The organism is Aeromonas sp. s9 (assembly GCF_040907765.1).
In the GTDB taxonomy this organism is placed as follows: Bacteria; Pseudomonadota; Gammaproteobacteria; order Enterobacterales; family Aeromonadaceae; genus Aeromonas; species Aeromonas caviae.
On the sequence record NZ_JBFOCK010000066.1, the window covers coordinates 20,807 to 40,099 of the forward strand.

Annotated in this window: 14 protein-coding genes; 8 read left to right on the forward strand and 6 right to left on the reverse strand. The window is 62.0% G+C overall.

Annotated features, from left to right (window positions below):
- Positions 1-276: 276 nt before the first annotated feature.
- Complete coding sequence (locus AB5Y54_RS12275; RefSeq protein ID WP_368153874.1) at positions 277-2,766, forward strand: penicillin-binding protein 1A; 2,490 nt, start codon at positions 277-279, stop codon at positions 2,764-2,766.
- Between the two features lie 70 nt (positions 2,767-2,836).
- Here the strand turns inward: AB5Y54_RS12275 and oxyR are convergent, their stop codons facing one another.
- The 3 genes from oxyR to AB5Y54_RS12290 form a co-directional block, all read right to left on the reverse strand.
- Complete coding sequence (gene oxyR / locus AB5Y54_RS12280) at positions 2,837-3,733, reverse strand: DNA-binding transcriptional regulator OxyR (protein WP_368153875.1); 897 nt, start codon at positions 3,731-3,733, stop codon at positions 2,837-2,839.
- Between the two features lie 129 nt (positions 3,734-3,862).
- Positions 3,863-4,507 carry a DsbA family protein gene (locus AB5Y54_RS12285; protein WP_052814885.1) on the reverse strand — a complete coding sequence of 215 codons (645 nt, stop codon included), beginning with the start codon at positions 4,505-4,507 and terminating at the stop codon, positions 3,863-3,865.
- Between the two features lie 74 nt (positions 4,508-4,581).
- On the reverse strand, positions 4,582-5,439 hold the full coding sequence (locus AB5Y54_RS12290; protein WP_052814884.1) for a Vmh family MBL fold metallo-hydrolase: 858 nt from the start codon (positions 5,437-5,439) through the stop codon (positions 4,582-4,584).
- 120 nt (positions 5,440-5,559) lie between these two features.
- Between AB5Y54_RS12290 and AB5Y54_RS12295 the strand changes: the two genes are divergently transcribed.
- The gene (locus AB5Y54_RS12295; protein ID WP_041212561.1) at positions 5,560-6,474 is read left to right on the forward strand and encodes a LysR family transcriptional regulator; all 915 of its coding nucleotides are present in this window, start codon (positions 5,560-5,562) and stop codon (positions 6,472-6,474) included.
- 60 nt (positions 6,475-6,534) lie between these two features.
- Here the strand turns inward: AB5Y54_RS12295 and AB5Y54_RS12300 are convergent, their stop codons facing one another.
- On the reverse strand, positions 6,535-7,317 hold the full coding sequence (locus tag AB5Y54_RS12300) for a BPSS1780 family membrane protein (RefSeq protein WP_368153876.1): 783 nt from the start codon (positions 7,315-7,317) through the stop codon (positions 6,535-6,537).
- 40 nt (positions 7,318-7,357) lie between these two features.
- Positions 7,358-7,678: a hypothetical protein gene (locus AB5Y54_RS12305; protein ID WP_368153877.1), complete on the reverse strand. Its 321-nt coding sequence runs from the start codon at positions 7,676-7,678 to the stop codon at positions 7,358-7,360.
- 137 nt (positions 7,679-7,815) lie between these two features.
- Between AB5Y54_RS12305 and AB5Y54_RS12310 the strand changes: the two genes are divergently transcribed.
- Positions 7,816-8,643: a peptidoglycan DD-metalloendopeptidase family protein gene (locus AB5Y54_RS12310; protein WP_368153878.1), complete on the forward strand. Its 828-nt coding sequence runs from the start codon at positions 7,816-7,818 to the stop codon at positions 8,641-8,643.
- A 79-nt stretch (positions 8,644-8,722) separates the two neighbouring features.
- Here the strand turns inward: AB5Y54_RS12310 and AB5Y54_RS12315 are convergent, their stop codons facing one another.
- Positions 8,723-10,090 (reverse strand): MATE family efflux transporter, encoded by a 1,368-nt coding sequence (locus tag AB5Y54_RS12315; RefSeq protein WP_368153879.1) that lies wholly within the window; start codon positions 10,088-10,090, stop codon positions 8,723-8,725.
- Positions 10,091-10,243: 153 nt separating this feature from the next.
- On the opposite strand from AB5Y54_RS12315, the gene mscM reads away from it, so the two are divergent.
- From mscM to AB5Y54_RS12340, 5 genes are all read left to right on the forward strand, one after another.
- Entirely contained in the window at positions 10,244-13,519 is a 3,276-nt protein-coding gene (mscM, locus tag AB5Y54_RS12320) for a miniconductance mechanosensitive channel MscM (RefSeq protein WP_104452467.1), read from the forward strand.
- A 29-nt stretch (positions 13,520-13,548) separates the two neighbouring features.
- Complete coding sequence (locus AB5Y54_RS12325) at positions 13,549-14,226, forward strand: glycerophosphodiester phosphodiesterase (RefSeq protein ID WP_266139499.1); 678 nt, start codon at positions 13,549-13,551, stop codon at positions 14,224-14,226.
- A 156-nt stretch (positions 14,227-14,382) separates the two neighbouring features.
- On the forward strand, positions 14,383-16,260 hold the full coding sequence (locus AB5Y54_RS12330) for a methyl-accepting chemotaxis protein (protein WP_143237204.1): 1,878 nt from the start codon (positions 14,383-14,385) through the stop codon (positions 16,258-16,260).
- 516 nt (positions 16,261-16,776) lie between these two features.
- The gene (frdA, locus tag AB5Y54_RS12335; RefSeq protein ID WP_010673806.1) at positions 16,777-18,561 is read left to right on the forward strand and encodes a fumarate reductase (quinol) flavoprotein subunit; all 1,785 of its coding nucleotides are present in this window, start codon (positions 16,777-16,779) and stop codon (positions 18,559-18,561) included.
- A complete protein-coding gene (locus tag AB5Y54_RS12340; protein WP_042065016.1) occupies positions 18,554-19,288 on the forward strand; it encodes a succinate dehydrogenase/fumarate reductase iron-sulfur subunit in 735 nt (244 codons plus the stop codon). Before frdA ends, AB5Y54_RS12340 begins: the two co-directional genes overlap by 8 nt.
- Positions 19,289-19,293: the final 5 nt, after the last annotated feature.

Sequence of the window (19,293 nt, forward strand, 5' to 3'; positions counted from 1 at the left end):
GTTTTCGGACTTATTGTAGGACAGCGCGTCATGATGTGACGGCTTAACTCAATATAATGCTCTATCTATCAATGTCATAAAGTTTGTGTCAAAAGTTGACGCCCCTCTCCTTTCGGCCTTGATTGCGGCCCCCTTGGTAATTGTGCCCTGGAGTGCTACCCTCCCGCCTCTTCTCGGGGTCGCCTGTTTGCGGACAGGAAAACCTCGAATCCGCGAGGGTAAAAAGGCTATACTCTGCGCCCGTTGGCTAATTTTAAGACGATTGGTAGTTCTTCCATGCTGAAATGGCTCGTTCGCCTGTTTATTGTCATGATGCTGGGTGCTGTGCTGGGCGTTGCCAGCCTCATCGGCATCTACTTCTACATCAAGCCCCAGTTGCCGGACGTCAGCGCCTTGCGCGATGTCAAACTGGCTACCCCCATGAAGGTCTACAGCCGGGATGGGGAATTGATCTCCCAGTTTGGCGAAATTCGTCGCATCCCCCTGCGGCTGGACGAAATTCCCCAGTCCATGATCGATGCCGTACTCGCCACCGAAGATGCCCGCTTCTATGAGCACCCGGGCATTGACCCCATCGGCATCATCCGTGCCGCCACCGTCTGGGCCGTCTCCGGCCAGGCGCGTCAGGGCGCCAGTACCATTACCCAGCAGGTGGCCCGCAACTTCTTCCTGAGCAACGAGAAGACTCTTGTACGCAAGATCAAGGAAGTATTCCTCGCCTGGCGTATCGAGCAGAACCTCTCCAAGGACGAGATCCTCACCCTCTATCTCAACAAGATCCCCCTCGGCTACCGGGCATTCGGGGTCGGCGCGGCCGCCCAGGTCTACTTCGGCAAGGAGGTCAAGGATCTGACCCTGGACGAGATCGCCATCATCGCGGGTCTCCCCAAGGCCCCCTCCATGCTGAACCCGATCCGCTCCCCGGAGCGCGCCTTCGCTCGCCGCAACGTGGTACTGGGTCGCATGCTGGAAACCGGCAAGATCACCCAGGCCCAGTATGACGAAGCCTCCAAGATGCCGGTCAAGGCCCGTTTTCACGGTGCCGAAACTACGCTGAACGCCCCCTATCTGAGCGAGATGGTACGCCAGAAGATGGTGGAGCAGTTTGGTGAAGATGCCTACACCATGGGGCTGCACGTCTACACCACCGTCACCGCCAAGCGTCAGCGCGCCGCCCATCAGGCGCTGCTGGACGGTGTCTTCGACTACGACACCCGCCACGGCTACCGTGGCCCGACCGCCTTGCTGTGGAAAGCCGGTGAAACGGCCTGGGACTACGAGCAGATCATGGCCCATCTGGCCAAGCAGCCGACCTATCAGCCCCTGATGGCCGCCGTGGTCACCCAGCTCGGCGACAAGAGCGCCACCCTGGTGCTCAAGAATGGCAAACAGGCCGAACTGGGCTGGAATGGCATCAAGTGGGCGCGCGTCTTCATCACCGACGATCGCCAGGGTTTTGCCCCGAAATCGGCGCGGGATGTACTCAAAGTCGGCGCCCAGATCTGGGTCAGGGAGAAAGGGGAAGAGTTGCTGCTCTCCCAGATCCCCGACGTCAACGCCGCCCTGGTGGCCATGAACCCGCAAGACGGCGCCATCGAGGCCCTGGTCGGCGGCTTCAGCTTCGAGCTCTCCAAGTTCAACCGGGTCGATCAGGCCCGTCGTCAGGTCGGCTCCAACATCAAGCCTTTCCTCTATGCCACCGCGCTGGAGCAGGGCTATACCCTGGCGTCCCTCATCAACGATGCACCGATCAACCAGTGGGATCCTGCCAAGGGCCCCATGTGGCAGCCCAAGAACTCGCCCGCCATCTATGAAGGGCCGACCACCTTGCGCCTCGGTCTTGCCAAGTCCAAGAACGTGATGTCGGTCCGGCTGATGCGCGCCATCGGGCTGGATACCTATATCGACGGCCTGACCCGCTTCGGCTTCGCCCGTGATCACATTTCCGCCAACGAATCCCTGGCGCTGGGTGCGGCGGAGTTTACCCCGCTGGAAGTGGTGCGTGGCTACTCGGTGCTGGCCAATGGCGGCTTCCAGGTCACCCCCTACTTCATCACCGAAGTGACCGACAGCTTCGGCACTCCCCTGTTCGAGGCCAACCCGGCCGCTGCCTGCCGCGACTGCGGCGTGCTGGCCGCCGCCGGTCTCGACAGCGCGGATGCCTATGCCAATACCACGGCAGACTGGAAGGCCCAGTGCCCCATCGATCCTGTCGTGCCCAACAACATGGCACCGCAGACCATCAGTGCCCAGAGCGCCTTCCTCATCACCGACACCCTGACCACCGCCATCTGGGGTGGCAATGGCTGGCGTGGTACCGGCTGGCGGGCAGCCCGTGACCTCAAGCGTCACGACATCTCGGGCAAGACGGGGACCACCAACGAATCCCGGGATGCCTGGTTCTCCGGCTATACCCCGAATCTGGTGGCCACCTCCTGGATCGGTTTTGACAACCACCAGCGCGGTCTGGGCCGGGCCGAGTTTGGCGGCGGTGCCGCCCAGCCCATCTGGATTGACTTCATGAAGACGGCTCTGCACCAGGTGCCCGAACGCAAGATGCCGGTCCCCGAAGGGATCATGCAGGTCCGCATCGATCGTGAAACCGGTCTGCTGACCAATCGCGCCGATGGCAGTACCACGGAGGAGTTCTTCAAAGAGGGCACAGAGCCCACCCGCTACGCGAGCCAGATCTCCGATGGCAACCAGGTGTATGGCGGTGACGATGCGACCACAGACGGTCCCGTCTCCACCGACGACATCTTCTAGGTCACCCTGGAAACAACAAAAACCGGCGCCCAGGCGCCGGTTTTTGTTTCGGGATGACGAGCGGGCTGCGTCAGCCCAGCAGGGCTTTCATCAGACTCGAGATGCGGGCCGCCAGCTCATTGAAGCAGGGGCGGCGAACCGAGTAGTGACGATAGAGCAGGGAGATGGTGCGCCCCGGCACGGGGTTGATTACCGGGCGATAACTGACGCCCCCCTCCTCCGGGTTGGCGGGCACGGCGAGCCTGGGCACCAGCGTCATGCCGCTGCCAGCGGCGACCATGTTGCGCAAGGTCTCCAGACTGGTGCCCTTGAAGCGCTGATCCTCACCGATGCCCGCGGCAAAACAGAAACCCATCGCCTGATCCCGCAGGCAGTGACCGTCGGCCAGCATCAGCAATTTCTTGCCCTTGAGATTGTGCAGGGGCACCGCCTTGGCGCTCGCCTCCGAGTGATGCTGGGGCACGGCCAGCCACATGGGCTCCTGATAGAGGGGGATGGCGCCAAACCCCTCCATCCCTTCCAACTCCGCCAGCACGAGGCAATCCAGCTCTCCCTCCTCCAGCCGCTTGAGCAGCACCTGGGTCTGATCTTCGTAGAGGTAGAACTCCAGCTTGGGGAAGTGTTCACGCAGATCCTGGATGATGTGGGGCAGCAGATAGGGGCCCACGGTGGGAATGAAACCGATGTGGATCTCGCCGGACATGGGCTCGGCGAAGTGCTGGCCTATGCTCTTGAGCTCTCGCGCCTCTTTGAGCACCTTGCGCGCCTGACGGGCCATGGCATCGCCGGCGGGCGTGAACAGCACCTTGCGGGAGGTGCGCTCGATGAGGATCACTCCCAGTTCATCTTCCAGCTTGCGCAGCTGGCCACTCAGGGTCGGCTGGCTGACAAAGCAGCGCTCCGCTGCCTTGCGAAAGTGTTTCTCCTCTTCCAGCGCTACCAGATATTCGAGATCGCGAAGGTTCATAGGTACTGCATCCTGCCGTTCAATGAGGCCGATAGCATGCACAAGAACAGTGCGGGGGACAAGGGAGGCGCGCAGACGGGTCTGCCCTCTCCCTCTCCTTTGACAAGCCGCAGGCGATGGGCGAGAGACTCACCCCATCAGAGAGGTGATGTGATCCGCGAACGCCGCTGGCTCTCCCAGATAGGAGGAGACAGGCAGCTCAACGACGCGCTCCCCTTGCATCAATCCCAGGGTCGGGAACCCCTGCCCGCCGAGGCGGCGCAGCCACGCCTGGCTTGTGGCCAGATGGCCCACAAGATCGACCCGACCAAAGGCCAGGGCGAATGCTTCCGGTGTCAGCCCCTGCTCCCGCGCGAGCGCCGCCAGCCGTGTCGGGGAACCGACCCATTCCCCATCCCGGTAGTGGGTTTCCTGGATGCGGTGCAACAAGGCAAGGCCGTCGCCGCCAAGCTCGCTCACCGCCAGAACGGCGCGTATGGGCGGCTCGGAGTCGAGGAGCAGTGACTCGTTGAGCAGGAGCTCGTTGAAGTAGCGCTCACCAAAGCGCTGTCCGGTGAGGGCGTGGATGCGCTCATCATGGGGACGCACATAGTCCCGCAGGGGCTGGCCCATGGCCTGGCGCCTGGCGCCCATCCAGAGGCCCCCCCCATGCAGTTCGATGCGAAGGCCCGGGATCTCGGCAGCGGCTTTCAGCAGGGGGGCGGCGCCATAGCACCAGCCACAGAGGGGGTCATAGACATAATGGAGGGTTGTTTGCGCTTCGTTCATCATCATTCTCGCTTCAATGCTGGATAAAAAACCGGGCCCTCGGGCCCGGAAAAAAACACAGGGATGTAGGCGTCAGGGAGTTACCACTTCATCTCGCCGGTATTGACCTTGGCACCGATGGCCAGGCCATCATCGACCGGCAGAGAGGGGTAAGCCTTCTTCAGCGCTTCAATCAGTTGGCCGGAGTGCTTGGCTTTGGCCAGCTCCTGCTCAAAGCGCTGCACGTAGTCACGGGTGAAGGTCACGGCTTCGGTACCCTTGGGCGCAGTCCCCAGGAAGTGACCCGGCACCACGCGCTCGGGTTTCAGGGCCAGCAGATTGTTCAGCGCCTTGACCCAGTTGCTGCGAGCGGCCTTGGACTGGCTGTCCGCCATCCAGACGTGCACGCCGCTGTAGACCGGCACACCACCAAAGGCCGTCTTGATGGAAGGGGCCCAGAGGTAGGCATTCGGGGTGTTCATCTCTTTGATTTCAATCTTCTCGCCATCCAGGGTCAGGTGGCTAGCCGTCATCACTTGCGGCACGGTCAGGCTCTTGGGTGCATCCTTGCCCAGGATCGGGCCCCAGTAGCTCAGCTTGGCATCCTTGGTCTGCTTGATATGGTCGACCACATGCTGGTCGGCCAACACCTTGACATCCGGGAACGCCGCCATGACGGGTTCCAGACCGAAGTAGAAGTCGGGGTCACCGGCACTGATATAGACAGTGGTCAGCTTCTTGCCGCTCTTCTTGATCATGTCCACCAGCGCCTGACCATGTTGCACATCGAACTGGGCATCGATCAGGATGGCCTCTTTGTCACCGGTTACCAGTGAGGAGGAGACGGGGAAGATCGCCTTCTCGCCGGGGTTGTAGGCGGTCACGGTCAGGGGGGCCGCCAGGGCGGAACCCGTCATCAGGAGGCTGGTCAGGGTCAGGGTACGCAGTGTGTTGTTCATCAGATAACGCTCATCGGTGTGGATTAATGGAATGAGCGCAGTTTATTGCATCACCATCGATACAAATACCGCATAATAGGCGCATCACTGTTGCATAAATCGATCATATAGGGGCACAAGATGGATAGGCTGACCGCATTGCGGGTCTTCGTCTGCGTGGTGGAACAGGGCAGCCTGAGCGGCGCCGGGGAGAAACTGGAGATGTCCCGCGCCATGGTGTCGCGCTACCTGGCCGAGCTGGAACGCTGGATGGGGGCCAGATTGCTGCACCGCACCACCCGCCGGCTGAGCCTGACCGGGCCGGGAGAAGAGGCGCTGAACCGGGCCAGAGCCATGCTGGCCCTGGGGGAAGAGATGGAACACCTGGCCATCCGCCATGACGAGGCCCCCAAGGGGCAACTGCGCATCACCTGCAGCTACTCTCTCTCCGAAGCCCTGCTGGTCGGGGCGGCGAACGACTATCTGGCCCGTTACCCCGGCACGGCGATCGACATCCTGCTGCTGGACCGGACGGTTAATCTGGTGGAGGAGCGAATCGATCTCGCCCTGCGCATCACCAACGACCTCGATCCCAACCTGGTGGCCCGCAGGCTCGGCACCTGCCACTCGGTGGTGTGCGCCAGCCCCGCCTACCTGGCCCGCCATGCCCTGCCGCAGCAGGTGCAGGATCTGGCACTGCACAACTGCCTCACCTACACCTATTTCGGCAAGAGCCTGTGGGAGTTTCTGGGGCCCGATGGTCCCGAATCCGTCCCGGTGAGCGGCAACCTCAGCGCCAACATCTCCAACCTGCTGCTGGCCGCCACCCTGGACGGGGCGGGGATCAGCCTGCAACCCGCCTACTCGGTTCACCCCCATCTGGCAAGCGGCGCACTGGTCCCCCTGCTCACCCCGTGGCAGCCCAAGCGCCTCGGCGTCTATGCCGTTTATGGCACCCGCAAACAGATGTCCCCCCTGCTGCGCAGCTTCCTCGACTTTCTCGTGGAGCGGATGGCGGACGATCCCCTGTGGCAGGAAGCCCCTCCCTCTCTCTGATCCCTGCGAGCCGCACAAAAAAGGGGCCTCGCGGCCCCTCTTTGCTCCATCCTGTGCCGGTCAGGCTTCGAAACCGAATGCCTTGACCGGGGTCTCTCCCTCCTCGGCCTCCTGCTCCTCCAGATAGATGTCGTGATAGGCGGCATAGATGGAGTAGTTGATGGCAGGCAGCACCACCAGCAGGCCCACCAGCATCAGGAGTGCGCCAAAGAAGATCAGCACGGCCCCGAGCAGCCCCCACCAGAGGAAGGGCCACATGTTGCGCAGACATCCCTTGAAGCTGAGCATGGCTGCCTGCCAGACCCCGACCTGATGGAAGAGGATAAGGGCGGGGGCGAAGGTGATGGCCATCAGCACGGGAACGAACAGTGCCAATCCCACCAGGGCGCAGACGAGGAAGCCCTGTGCCTGCTCCGGGGTCAGCGCCAGGGAGCCCGGATCAGCGGACAACAGGCCGGTGAGTCCCCACTGGTGCAGCAGGAACACACAGATCATCAGGATCCCCATGATGAGGCCGAGCACCATCAGGCCCCCCAGCATCAAGGGGGTCAACCGATGGCGGAAACCGGCAAAGAAGTCGCCAAATTGCAGCGCCTCGCCATGGTGACCCCGCCGCGCCACCGCCACCCAGCCAGCCCCCCACACCATGTAGAGCAACTGGGAGATCAAGCCCCCCGCCGGCAGCTGATCCAGCACGATGCCCACCACAAACCAGAGCACTATCATGGCCACGCTGGCACCCATCCCCTTGTTGAAGATGTCGAATCCGGTGCGGATCCAGATCCAGCCCTGTCCTATGCCATGGCGTTTGGGTTCGTGGCGCAGGGCCCTGTCACTGTTCATCATTGACCTCGTCGAAAAATAGGGGCGAAGCGGCGTCTCCTCAGGGCACGCTCACCGTGACCATGATGGTGCCGGTGTAGGGGCCGGTGCGTACTACCTGGCCCAGCAGCCGGGTCGGGTAGAGCCTCACCTTGTAGTCGGTGGCCTGGGTCGCCGCCGAGTAGGGTACCGCGATGGCGGTATCGAATGGAATAGGGGTCAGGGCCCCCTGCTCGACCATGCCCACCCCGACACCGGCCAGGCTGGTGGTGATGAAGCGGTTGTCGCTCGTGAGCGCCCTCGAGAAGCGGTAGCGCAGCGGCCCCCTGATCAGGCTGGCAAGGTCGACGGGAAAGCGGGCACCCGCAACCAGCGCATTCACCTCGCTGCAATGGCGTGTCCGTTGCGTCCTTCTGGGCCGCAGCCGATGAGTTTATCGGCCACGGTTGACGGACAGCACCGCCAGAATGTGGCATCATCTCCCCCCTCTTGCTTTCCCCCTGATCCGATGGAGCCATCATGCGCCGCCTCTTCTTTCTTCTCCTGCTGCTCGGCAGCCCTGCGCTTCACGCCGAACCGGGGTTTATCAGCCGCCTGCTCAACCACCCGGTGCCGGGGGGCGTGGCCGTGGTACCACTGGGAATCGGGGCCAAGGCGCCCGCAGTGCGCTATCAGGACAAGCCTGTGCTGGTGGTACAGGAAGACGGGAAGACGTGGATCGCCATCGTCGGCATCCCGCTCAAGAGCGCGCCCGGCCCCCATCAGGTAACCACCAGCGATGGCCGCACCTTGAGTTTCACGGTCGGCACCAAGCACTACCGTGAGCAGCACATCAAGCTCAAGAACAGCCGCCAGGTCAATCCGCTGGCCGAAGACATGACCCGCATCAACCGGGAGCTTGCCGAACAGACCCGCGCCTACCAGACCTTCAGCCCGGCTCAGCCGAGCAACCTGCTGTTTGACAAGCCGGTCCAGGGCCCGCTCTCCAGTCCCTTCGGGCTGCGCCGCTTCTTCAACGGCGAGGAGCGCAACCCCCACTCCGGCCTCGACTTCGCGGTCGGAGCCGGCACTCCCATCAAGGCACCAGCCGCTGGCAAGGTCATCCTCATCGGCAACTACTTCTTCAACGGCAATACGGTGTTCGTCGACCACGGCCAGGGCCTCATCAGCATGTTCTGTCACATGTCGAAGGTGGACGTGAAGCTGGGCCAGAGCCTGCCCCGCGGCGGCATCGTCGGCCGGGTCGGCGCCACCGGTCGCGCCACCGGCCCCCACATGCACTGGAACGTCAGCCTCAACGACGCCCGCGTCGACCCCGCCATCTTTATCGGCGCCTTCAAGTCCTGAGGCCGGCGACCTGCCGCCCACAGGCAGGGAATGAAAAAGGCAGCCGAGGCTGCCTTTTTCATGGACGCATGACCACATCTCAGGCAGCGCTGTGCTGGCGCCCCTCCCTGCTCATCGCCCGCCACATCACCAGGACCAGCAGAGTGCTGCAAGTGGGCAGCGCCAGCCAGACACCGGCCACTCCCCACAGGGAGGAGAAGCCCCACAGGAAACCGCCGATCAGCACCAGCTTGCCGCCGGTGAGCAGGGAAGCGATGCGGGCCCGGTTGATGGCCTGGAAATAGGTGGCCCCCACCAGCAGCAAGCCTTCCATGGGCAGCCCCCAGAAGTAGAGCCAGATACCGAGGGTCGCCACCGGCAACAGGGCAGCATTGTCCCCTGCAAACAGATAAACCACTGCCTCTGGCCACAGATACAGCGGGATCATCCCGCACAGTGCCACCGCCATGGTCACTCCCAATGCCAGGTTGCGCACCCGCAGCACCCGTGCCCAGTTGCCCGCCCCGGCATTGAAGCTGGCGATGGGCTGGATGCCCATGGCGATCCCCTCGAAGATGAGATAGAAGAAGGCCTCGCTGTAGCTGATGACCCCATAGGCGGCCACGTGCAGCGAAGTGCCCACCGAGAGCAGCGCCTTGTTGTGCAGCGCCAGCACCACCGAGAGGTAGAGGTACATCAGAAAACTCGACACCCCGAGTCGCAATGTCTCCCCCATCAGCCGCCAGTCGGGCACCAGGGTATCCCCCATCAGCCGCCAGTCGGGCACCAGGGTATCCCAGCGAATGCGCAACTGGCTGCGGGGGGTAAAGAAGTGCCACAGGCACAGGCCTCCGGTGACAGCCTGGGAGAGCATGGTCGCGATGGCGGCCCCCGCCAGCCCCCAGGGGATCACCGCCATCAGCAGGTAGTCGAGCAGCACGTTGAGCACGCCGCCCCCCACCAGGATCCAGGTGGTGAGGCCGGGTCGCCCGTCGTTGCGCAGCAGGGCGGTAAAGGCCATGGAGAGCACAGCAAACACCCCGAGCCAGGCGTACCACTGCAGATAGGCAAAGCCTGCGTCGAAGATGACCCCCTGCGCCCCCATCCAGACAAGCATGGCCTCGCCGTAACGAATGCCAATGAAGGCGAGCAGCGCGGAGGCGATGAGCACCATCACCAGGGCATTGCCGACGATGTGGCGCGCCCTGGCCTGCTCCCCCTTGCCCAGATAGAAGGAGGCCAGCGACGAGGATCCCATGCCGATCAGGGCCCCCACCGCGTAGAGCACGGCGCAGATGGGGTACGCCAGCATCATGCCGGCCAGCCCGTCCTGGCCCAGGATATGGCCGACGAAGATGCCGTCTATGGTGACATAGATGCCGGTGACCAGCATGGCGGCCACCGTGGGGGTGACGTAACGCAAGAAGAGGCGGGAAAGGGGGGCCGTGCCCAGATCGACGGAGGACATAAATTGCTCAATGAAGGGGAACGGCCAGAATAATAGCCAAACAAGACCCAGATCACCCGTTATTTGTGCCGTGGATCATTCATCTTGAGGGCTTTACCCGCCCCGGCCCCTGCTTTAGGCTAGGGCGACTTCTCCTGAACGGAAACGTGCGCCATGTTGCAACGCCTGCTCTGTCTGATGCTCTGTCTCAGCCTGTTCCCCTTCTCCGCTGTCCAGGCTGATGATGCCATCACTCAGGTAGAGGAGCTGCTGCAAAGCATCCCCAAGACGGATACCCCGGAAAACCAGCAACTGCGGGAGAGCTACCAGCAGGCGCTGCAATATGCCCGGGATGCCCAGCGCTACCGGGAACAGGGCAAGGCCTACCAGCAGATCCTCATCGACTACCCCAAGGAGTCCGCCCGTCTCAAGGAGGGGCTGCACAACTATCAGCCCCAGTCCCGCCCGTCCCTCTCCTCCCTCAAGGAGGATGCCCTGCGCCAGGCCATCAGCCTGAGCAGCAACCGCCAGCTCAACCTGCGCAAGGAGCGTCAGGCGGTGACCGACAGCCTCAACCAGCTTGAGAGCACGGGCCAGGAGTATCACCTGCGGGTCGACGAGTTGCGCAAGCAGTTGCTCCAGACCCGCTCCCTGCTCGATCGCCTGAGCTTCAGCAACGAGTCGGACAGGTTGCAGGAGGCCCAGCAACTGGCCACCCGACTCAAAGAGCAGAGCCTCTCCGACCGGATCCAGATGCTGGAGCTGGAGCAGCTCTCCGCCCAGCAGCGCAACGATCTGGGCAAGCTCAAGCTGCAGGAGCTCAACCTCGCCATCACCGACGAGGATGAGTGGCAGACCAGTCTGCTTGCCCAGCAGAACCAGCTGCGCCGGGACAAGACCGAGCAGGCCCTGGCCGAGAGTGAACGCCTGCGCCGCCAGCTCACCTCTGACCTCCCCCTCTTGCAGGAGCAACAGCAGCAAAACCAGGCCCTCTCCCTCCAACTGGGGGCTCTCGAGGACCAGATTGAACGGGTGCAGGACGAGCAACGGGGGGTGGACACCTCCCTCTCCGGGCTCAACGAGCTGGTCAATTCGGTGCGCGAACAGCTGGAGTGGTTGCAGATAAGCAACGCCTACGGCGAGAACCTGCGCAGCAAGCTGGCCGATCTGCCCGCCTACTTCCCGCTGGAGCGGCTGGAGTCAGCCATCGTCAAGGCGCGCATGGCCAAATACCAGTACGAGACCGAGCAGGATGCCCTGAAGGATCCGGTCCAGCTGCGCAACAGCCTGCTCAGTGGAGACGACATCACCCTGGACAGGGCCCAGCGCGCCGTGCTGGACAACCTGCTCAAGGCGAGGCGGCAACTGCTGACCCGGCTCAACGATGCCTCCGACACCCTCATTCAGGAGCAGACCCGCCTCAAGCTGCTCTACAGCCGCCAGAACAGCAAGATCGACGAGATCCGCGAACTCAGCGCCAGCCATCTGTTCTGGATGCCGGACGTGCGCCCCCTGAGCCCGGCGGTGCTGCTCGGCGTCCCGGCCGCCCTCGGCCTTGCCTTCAACCCGGCCAACTGGCTGCAACTGCCCAGGGCCATCGCCGAGAACAACCCCCTGAGCCTGACCCTGGCTGGCCTCGGGCTGCTGGGGCTGGCCTGGTGCTGGCTGAAACTGGCCCGCCACCTCATTCAATACAGCCACTACATTGCCCCGCGCATCGGCAAGGTAACCCAGGACAAGTTCAGCCTCACCAGCCGGTTGCTGGTGCGCTCCGTGCTCGCCGCCCTGCCGCTGCCCGCCATGGTGCTCATGGTGCACGGCCTGCTGGACGGCGCCTGGCAATATCCCTTCGCGGTGGCGGTGGCCCGGGGCCTGGGTGAAATCTGGTTCCTGCTGCTGGCCCTGCTGGTGGCGCGCCACCTCACTCTGGAGAAGGGGATCCTCATCCTCCACTTCCGCTGGCAGAAGGAGCGGGTGCAGCGAGTATGGGGACAATTTCGTACCCTGCTGCTGGTGCTGATCCCGAGCTTCTTCGTGCAGGGCATGGCGAGCAGCTATCAGGAGCACGCCTTCTACGACTCCCTGGGACGCCTCGCCTTCATCATCGGGGCCCTCTGGCTGCTGCTCTTCTTTGCCCGCCTCAACCGGGAAAAACTGCCCCTCACCTGGGGTCAGGCAGACATGACCAAGCCCCATCTGCTGCACCACTTCATCTGGAACAGCCTGATGCTGGCCCCGCTGCTGGCGGTGCTGGGCGCCCTGTTCGGCTACTTCTACACCTCCCGCACCCTGCTGCGCCAGCTGGAGCTGAGCCTGCTGGCGGGGCTCGGCTGCCTGCTCGTCTACTATCTGGCCCACCGCTGGATGCTGATCCAGCGCCGCCGACTCGCCTTCGATCGCGCCAAGCAGAAGCGGGCCGAGATCCTGGCGCAGCGGGAGCGGGAAGAGGACGATCTCAGCTCCGAGATCCCCGATGTGGTGGAGGAGCCCGAGCTGGATCTGGATACCATCAGCGCCCAGTCCCTCGGCCTGGTGCGCACTCTGCTGATGCTGGGCTTCACCATGCTGGTGGTGGTGCAATGGTCGGATCTCAACTCGGCATTCAGCTTCCTCAGCAGCATCGAGGTGTGGCAGGTGAGCAGCAAGGTGGCCGGCATCGAGCAGCTCTCCGCCATCACCCTGCAGGATCTGATGCTGACCGTCTTCGCGTTTATCCTGACGGTGGTCACCGCCCGCAACCTGCCAGGGTTGATGGAGCTCACCCTGCTCCAGCACCTGAGCCTCTCCCCCGGCACCGGCTTCGCCCTCACCACGGTGAGCAAGTACCTGGTGCTGCTGATTGGCGCCCTCACCGGCTTCTCCATGCTCGGCATCGACTGGTCCAAAACCCAGTGGCTGGTGGCAGCACTCTCTGTGGGGCTGGGCTTCGGGTTGCAGGAGATCTTCGCCAACTTCGTCTCCGGTCTCATCATCCTGTTCGAAAAACCGATCCGCCTGGGTGACACCGTCACCATCCGGGATCTCACCGGCACCGTCACCAAGATCAAGACCCGCGCCACCACCATAGTGGACTGGGACAGGAAGGAGATCATCGTCCCCAACAAGGCCTTCATCACCGAGCAGTTCATCAACTGGTCCCTGTCCGATGCCATCACCCGGGTCCGCTTGCGCATTCGCATCGGCCTGACCCAGAATCCCAAGCAGGTACAGCAACTGCTGGAGCAGAGCGTGCGCGAGTCCACCCTGGTGCTGGATACGCCCGCCCCGGAGGTGTTCCTCATCGAGTTCACCGACTCGGCCCTCATCTACGAGATCCGGCTCTACGTCAACAACATGGATCACCGGATGCCCATTACACACGAGGTACATTCCCTGATCCTGGAGAAACTCGGCCAGGTCGGCATGCATCTGCCACATCAGCAGATCGACATCCGGATGAGCCGGGGATGAAGCCGCCAAAGACGACAACAGGAGCCATCATGCAGATCATTGCCCATCGCGGTGCCAGCGGCCTGGCCCCGGAGAATACCCTCAAGGCGATGAGCCTGGCGCTGGATCTGGGTGCCAAAGCCATCGAACTGGACGTGCAGTGGGCCGACGGAGAGCTCTGGGTCTTCCACGACCGGCGGCTGGAGCGCTGCACCAACGGCCAGGGTGTGCTGACCGGGCAATCCCGGGAGTACCTGGCGAGCCTGGATGCGGGGGACGGGGAGCGGATCCCGACCCTGTGGCAGGTGATGGTACTGGTGGCGGGGCGCTGCGAACTGCACATCGAGCTCAAGGGCGCCCACACCGCCGAGCCGGTGGCCGCCCTGACCAGGCGGGCCGAGGCCGAGCTTGGCTTTACCCAGGCGCACTGGATCGTTTCCTCCTTTCATCATCCCGAGCTGTTACGCTTCAAGGGACTGCGACCGGAAATCAGGATCGGCGCCCTCACGGCCAGCCTGCCTCTCGACGGCGCCGCCTTTGCCGAGACGCTGGGGGCCTGGTCACTGAACTGCGACGTGGATTTCGTCGAAGAGACCCTGGTGGCGGATGCCCATCGCCGGGGGCTCAAGATCCTGGTCTACACGGTCGACGAAGTGAGTGATGGGAGCGCCCTCGCCAGCATGGGTGTCGATGGCATCTTCACCAACCGGCCAGATCGATTCAGCTGAGTATCGGCGCGGCCTGGCAGGCCACAAGGAGGTGAAAAGAATTGAAAAAATGCGGTGCACCGGGATACATAAAGTCCATAGCCAGCCGATACAGAGTTGGCTCATAACAATAACAAACACCATGGATCTCTGACTGACGCTCACAAGGATGTAAACATGAACCTATCCATCAAGAACAAGCTGGTCCTCTCCATCGGGGCCATCATTCTGGTCATCACCGGCCTGCAGGTCTGGTACAACACCTCCCAGTTGCGCAGTGAAACCCAGCGGCTGATCTGGAGCTTCATCGACGACAGCTCGGTCGCCAACGTCAAGGGGATCTCCCGCTGGCTCGACGCCCGCATCAATCTCGTCACCGCCACCAAGGAAGCCTTCGCCAAGGAAGACGAGCCCCTCAGCCACCTGGCCCAGTCCATGAATGCGGGCAACTTCGATCTCGTCTACGTGGGCACCAAGGATGGCCGGATGATCCAGAGCAAGCCGACCGATCTGCCGGCCGGCTATGATCCGCGCCAGCGCCCCTGGTACAAGGACGCCATGGCCGCCGGCAAGCTCGCCATCACGGCCCCCTATGCCGACATCACCACCGGCCAGCTCATCATCACCATCGCCGAGCCCTTCAGTCGCGGCAACACCGACGGCGTCATCGCCGGTGACGTCTCCATCGACGGTCTGGTGAAAGACGTGCTCGCCATGAACTCGGAAGGCACCTATGCCATTCTGGTGGACAGCAACGGCACCATCATCGCCCACCCGGACAAGGATCTGACCCTCAAACCCGCCACCGCCATCTCCCCGGAACTGACGGCAGCCAAGGTCAACGAGCTGGCCCATGACAACACCATCTCCGAGATGGATATCAGCGGCAAGGCGAGCGTATTCGACCTCACCGAGATCCCCAACACCAACTGGTATTTCGGCATCGTGGTGGATGAAGCGGTCGCCTACCAGTCCGTCTCCCGCATGGTCACCTCCGACCTTATTCAGGGATTGCTGACCATCCTCATCGTGGCGGGCTTCTCCTATGTCGCCATCAACGGCTCCCTGGCGCCGCTGAAAACCCTGGGCGAGGCGATTGTCGATCTCTCCCGCGGCAACGGCGATCTCACCCGTCGCATCAAAATCGAGCGTGAAGACGAGGTCGGTACCGTCGCCAAGCACGTCAACACCTTCATCGAGCGCATCCACGTCATGGTGCAGGACATCTCCAACTCCTCCACCCAGCTCAACCAGCAGGCCAGGTCTTCCCACGACATGGCGGAGAAATCCAACCAGGGGCTGGCCCGCCAGCAAAACGAGATCTCCCAGATTGCGACCGCAGTGCACGAGATGTCCGCCACCGCCGTCGAAGTGGCCAGCAATGCCGAGCAGACCGCGGAAGCGGCCCGCAGCTCCTCCAGCAGTTGCGAGCACGGCAAGCAGGTGATTGCCCGCAACCAGCGCTCCATCACGGATCTCGCCACCCAGGTCAAGCAGGCCTCCGGCATCATTCAGGAACTGGAGAAGAACGCCCAGGAGATCAACACCATCCTCTCCACCATCCAGGGCATCGCCGAGCAGACCAACCTGCTGGCGCTCAACGCCGCCATCGAGGCCGCCCGGGCTGGCGAGCAGGGACGCGGCTTTGCCGTGGTGGCCGACGAGGTGCGGGTGCTTTCCCAGCGCACCCACAGCTCCACCGTCGAGATCCGCAGCATGATCGAGACCCTGCAGCGCAACACCCAGGGCGCCGTCAGTACCATGCACGAGGGTCAGTTGCTGGCCCAGAACAGCGTGGAAGATGCCAACGATGCGACCCAGGCGCTGGAGCAGATCACCACCTCCATCAACCAGATCTCCGACATGGCGACCCAGATCTCCAGCGCCGCCGAGGAACAGCGTGCCGTCACCGACGAGGTGAGCCGCAACATCCAGGCGGTCAAGGATGTCTCGGACGAGCTGGCAGTGGATGCGGACAGCTCCCGCAATCTGTCGGCCCAGCTTAAAAATATTTCAGGTGAATTGAATAATCAGGTCGGCATGTTCCGCATCTGATCGACCATGGGAAGAAAGGGGCCGTTCAGGCCCCCTTTTTTTATAAACCCTTTTTGTTTCAACGGTTATAATCCCCTTTCGAGACCCTAAACCCTGTGATCGACATCTCCTTTTGCCCATGTGTGGGAGACGGGCCCAGTCTGTCATGGCTATATTCGCATTACTTTTTTGATGCCTAATCTCGATATGTCATCATGATAATAGTTATCATTAAACTGTTTTGATAAAAAACTTAAAAACTTTATGGGTAATACCCAAAAAGAGAGGCATTTCTCATTTTTTTGAAAGAAAACTACGTATAATCTTGGAGTTAAAATCACCAGAGTAGCGAGTACGGCTGATCCAGATCACTGATGGATGGCGATAATGACGGCATTTTCATCCAAGGAATGGGGTGGTTGTAATAAAAATCACCGTTGCCAAGCACTAAAACAAAGCAGTTTGACTTGCATCAAGCCTGAATTTTTTTCATAGAGCAAAATCGTGCCCAGCAAATCTATCCCTAAGGAGGCAGATGTGGATATTATCAAGACCGATGTTGCCATCATCGGTGCCGGTGGCGGTGGCCTGCGTGCCGCAATCGCCATTGCAGAAGCCCACCCGGAGCTGGAAATCGCCCTGATTTCCAAGGTCTATCCGATGCGCAGCCACACCGTGGCCGCCGAAGGTGGCGCCGCAGGCGTCGTTCGTGATGACGACTCCCTGGAAAACCACTTCAACGACACCGTCTCCGGTGGTGACTGGTTGTGTGAGCAGGACGTAGTCGAGTACTTCGTCAACAACGCCACCAACGAGATGATCCAGCTGGAGCACTGGGGTTGCCCCTGGAGCCGCAAACCGGACGGCAAGGCTAACGTTCGCCGTTTCGGCGGGATGAAGATCCCCCGCACCTGGTTCGCCGCCGACAAGTCCGGCTTCCACATCCTGCACACCCTGTTCCAGACCTCCATCAAGTACCCGACCATCAAGCGCTTCGACGAGCACTTCTGTCTGGATCTCATCGTGGAAGATGGCCGTGTCCAGGGTGTCGTCACCTTTGACATCCAGAACGGCATCACCCGCTTCATCCAGGCCAAGTCCGTGGTGCTGGCCACCGGCGGCGCAGGTCGTGTCTATCGCTACAACACCAACGGCGGCATCGTCACCGGTGACGGCATGGCCCTGGCCTACCGCCACGGCGTACCGCTGCGGGACATGGAGTTCGTCCAGTATCACCCGACCGGTCTGCCGGGCACCGGCATCCTGATGACTGAAGGTTGTCGTGGTGAGGGTGGCATCCTGCTCAACAAGGATGGCTATCGCTACCTGCAAGATTACGGTCTGGGCCCGGAAACCCCGGTCGGCCAGCCAAAGAACAAGCACATGGAGCTGGGTCCGCGCGACCGTCTCTCCCAGGCCTTCTGGCAGGAGCAGCAAAAAGGCCGCGTGATCCAGGGCCCCATGGGCGACGTGGTTCACCTTGACCTGCGCCACCTTGGCGAGAAGTACCTGAAAGAGCGTCTGCCCTTCATCTGCGAACTGGCCAAGGCCTATGTGGGTGTGGATCCGGTGAAAGAGCCGATTCCGGTACGTCCGACCGCCCACTACACCATGGGTGGCATAGAAACTGACGGCAAGTGCGCCACTCGTCTGGCCGGTCTCTATGCCGCTGGCGAATGTGCCTCCGTCGGTCTGCACGGCGCCAACCGTCTGGGTTCCAACTCCCTGTCCGAGATCGTGGTCTTCGGCAAGGTGGCCGGTGAGCAGGCAGCCGAGTTTGCCGCCACCCAGCAACACGGCAACACCCAGGCGCTGGTCGCCAAGGCCGAGGCGCTCATCAAGCAGCACCTCTCCCTGCTGGACATCGACGGCACCGAAAACCCGGCGGATATCCGCAACGAACTGGGCATGTCCATGGAAGCCGGTGTCGGTATCTACCGTACCGAAGAGCTGATGCAGGGCACCATCGACAAGATCAACGAGCTGAAAGCCCGTTACAAAAAGATCAAGATCAACGACAAGTCCTCGGTCTTCAACACCGACCTGCTGTACGCCATCGAGCTGGGCTACATGCTGGACGTGGCGGAAGCCATGGCGCACTCCGCCATCAACCGCAAAGAGTCCCGCGGTTCCCACCAGCGTCTGGACGGTTACGAGGAGCGCGATGACGTCAACTTCCTCAAGCACACTCTCTCCTTCTACAACGGCGAAGGGGCCCCGACCATCGACTATTCCGATGTGAAGATCACTAAATCCCAACCGGCCAAGCGCGTGTACGGTTCCGAGGGTGAGAAACAAGACGAGGCTAAGAAGAATGGCTGAGATGATCGAAATTGAAATCCTGCGCTACCGTCCCGAGCAGGATAACGAGCCCTGGATGCAGACCTTCCAGGTGCCCTACCTCAAAGAGATGTCCCTGCTGGATGCGCTGCAATACATCAAGGATCATCTGGACTCCACCTTGAGCTTCCGCTGGTCCTGCCGGATGGCGATCTGCGGCTCCTGCGGCATGATGGTCAACGGCATTCCGAAACTCGGTTGCAAGACCTTCCTGCGGGATTACCTGCCGGGCAAGATGACTATCGAACCGCTCAACAACTTCCCCATCGAGCGCGATCTGGTGGTCGACATGTCCGACTTCATCGAGAAGCTGGAGAGCATCAAGCCCTACATCATCCCGTCCGAGCCGCGCAGCCTGTGTGATGGCGAGTACACCCAGACGCCGGCTGACATGGCGAAGTATCACCAGTTCTCCATGTGCATCAACTGCGGTCTGTGCTACGCGGCCTGCCCGCAATATGGTATCAACAAGAAGTTCACCGGTCCGGCAGCACTGGCGCTGGCCTATCGCTACAACGCCGACAACCGCGACAGCGCGTCCAGGGAGCGGATGAAGATCATCAGCCAGGACGAGGGCGTCTGGGGTTGCACCTTCGTGGGCTACTGCTCCGAAGTGTGCCCGAAAGGCGTGGATCCGGCCGCAGCCATCCAGCTTGGCAAGGTCGAGAGCGCCAAGGACTACATGATCGCCATGTTCAAGCCGGATTGAGACCA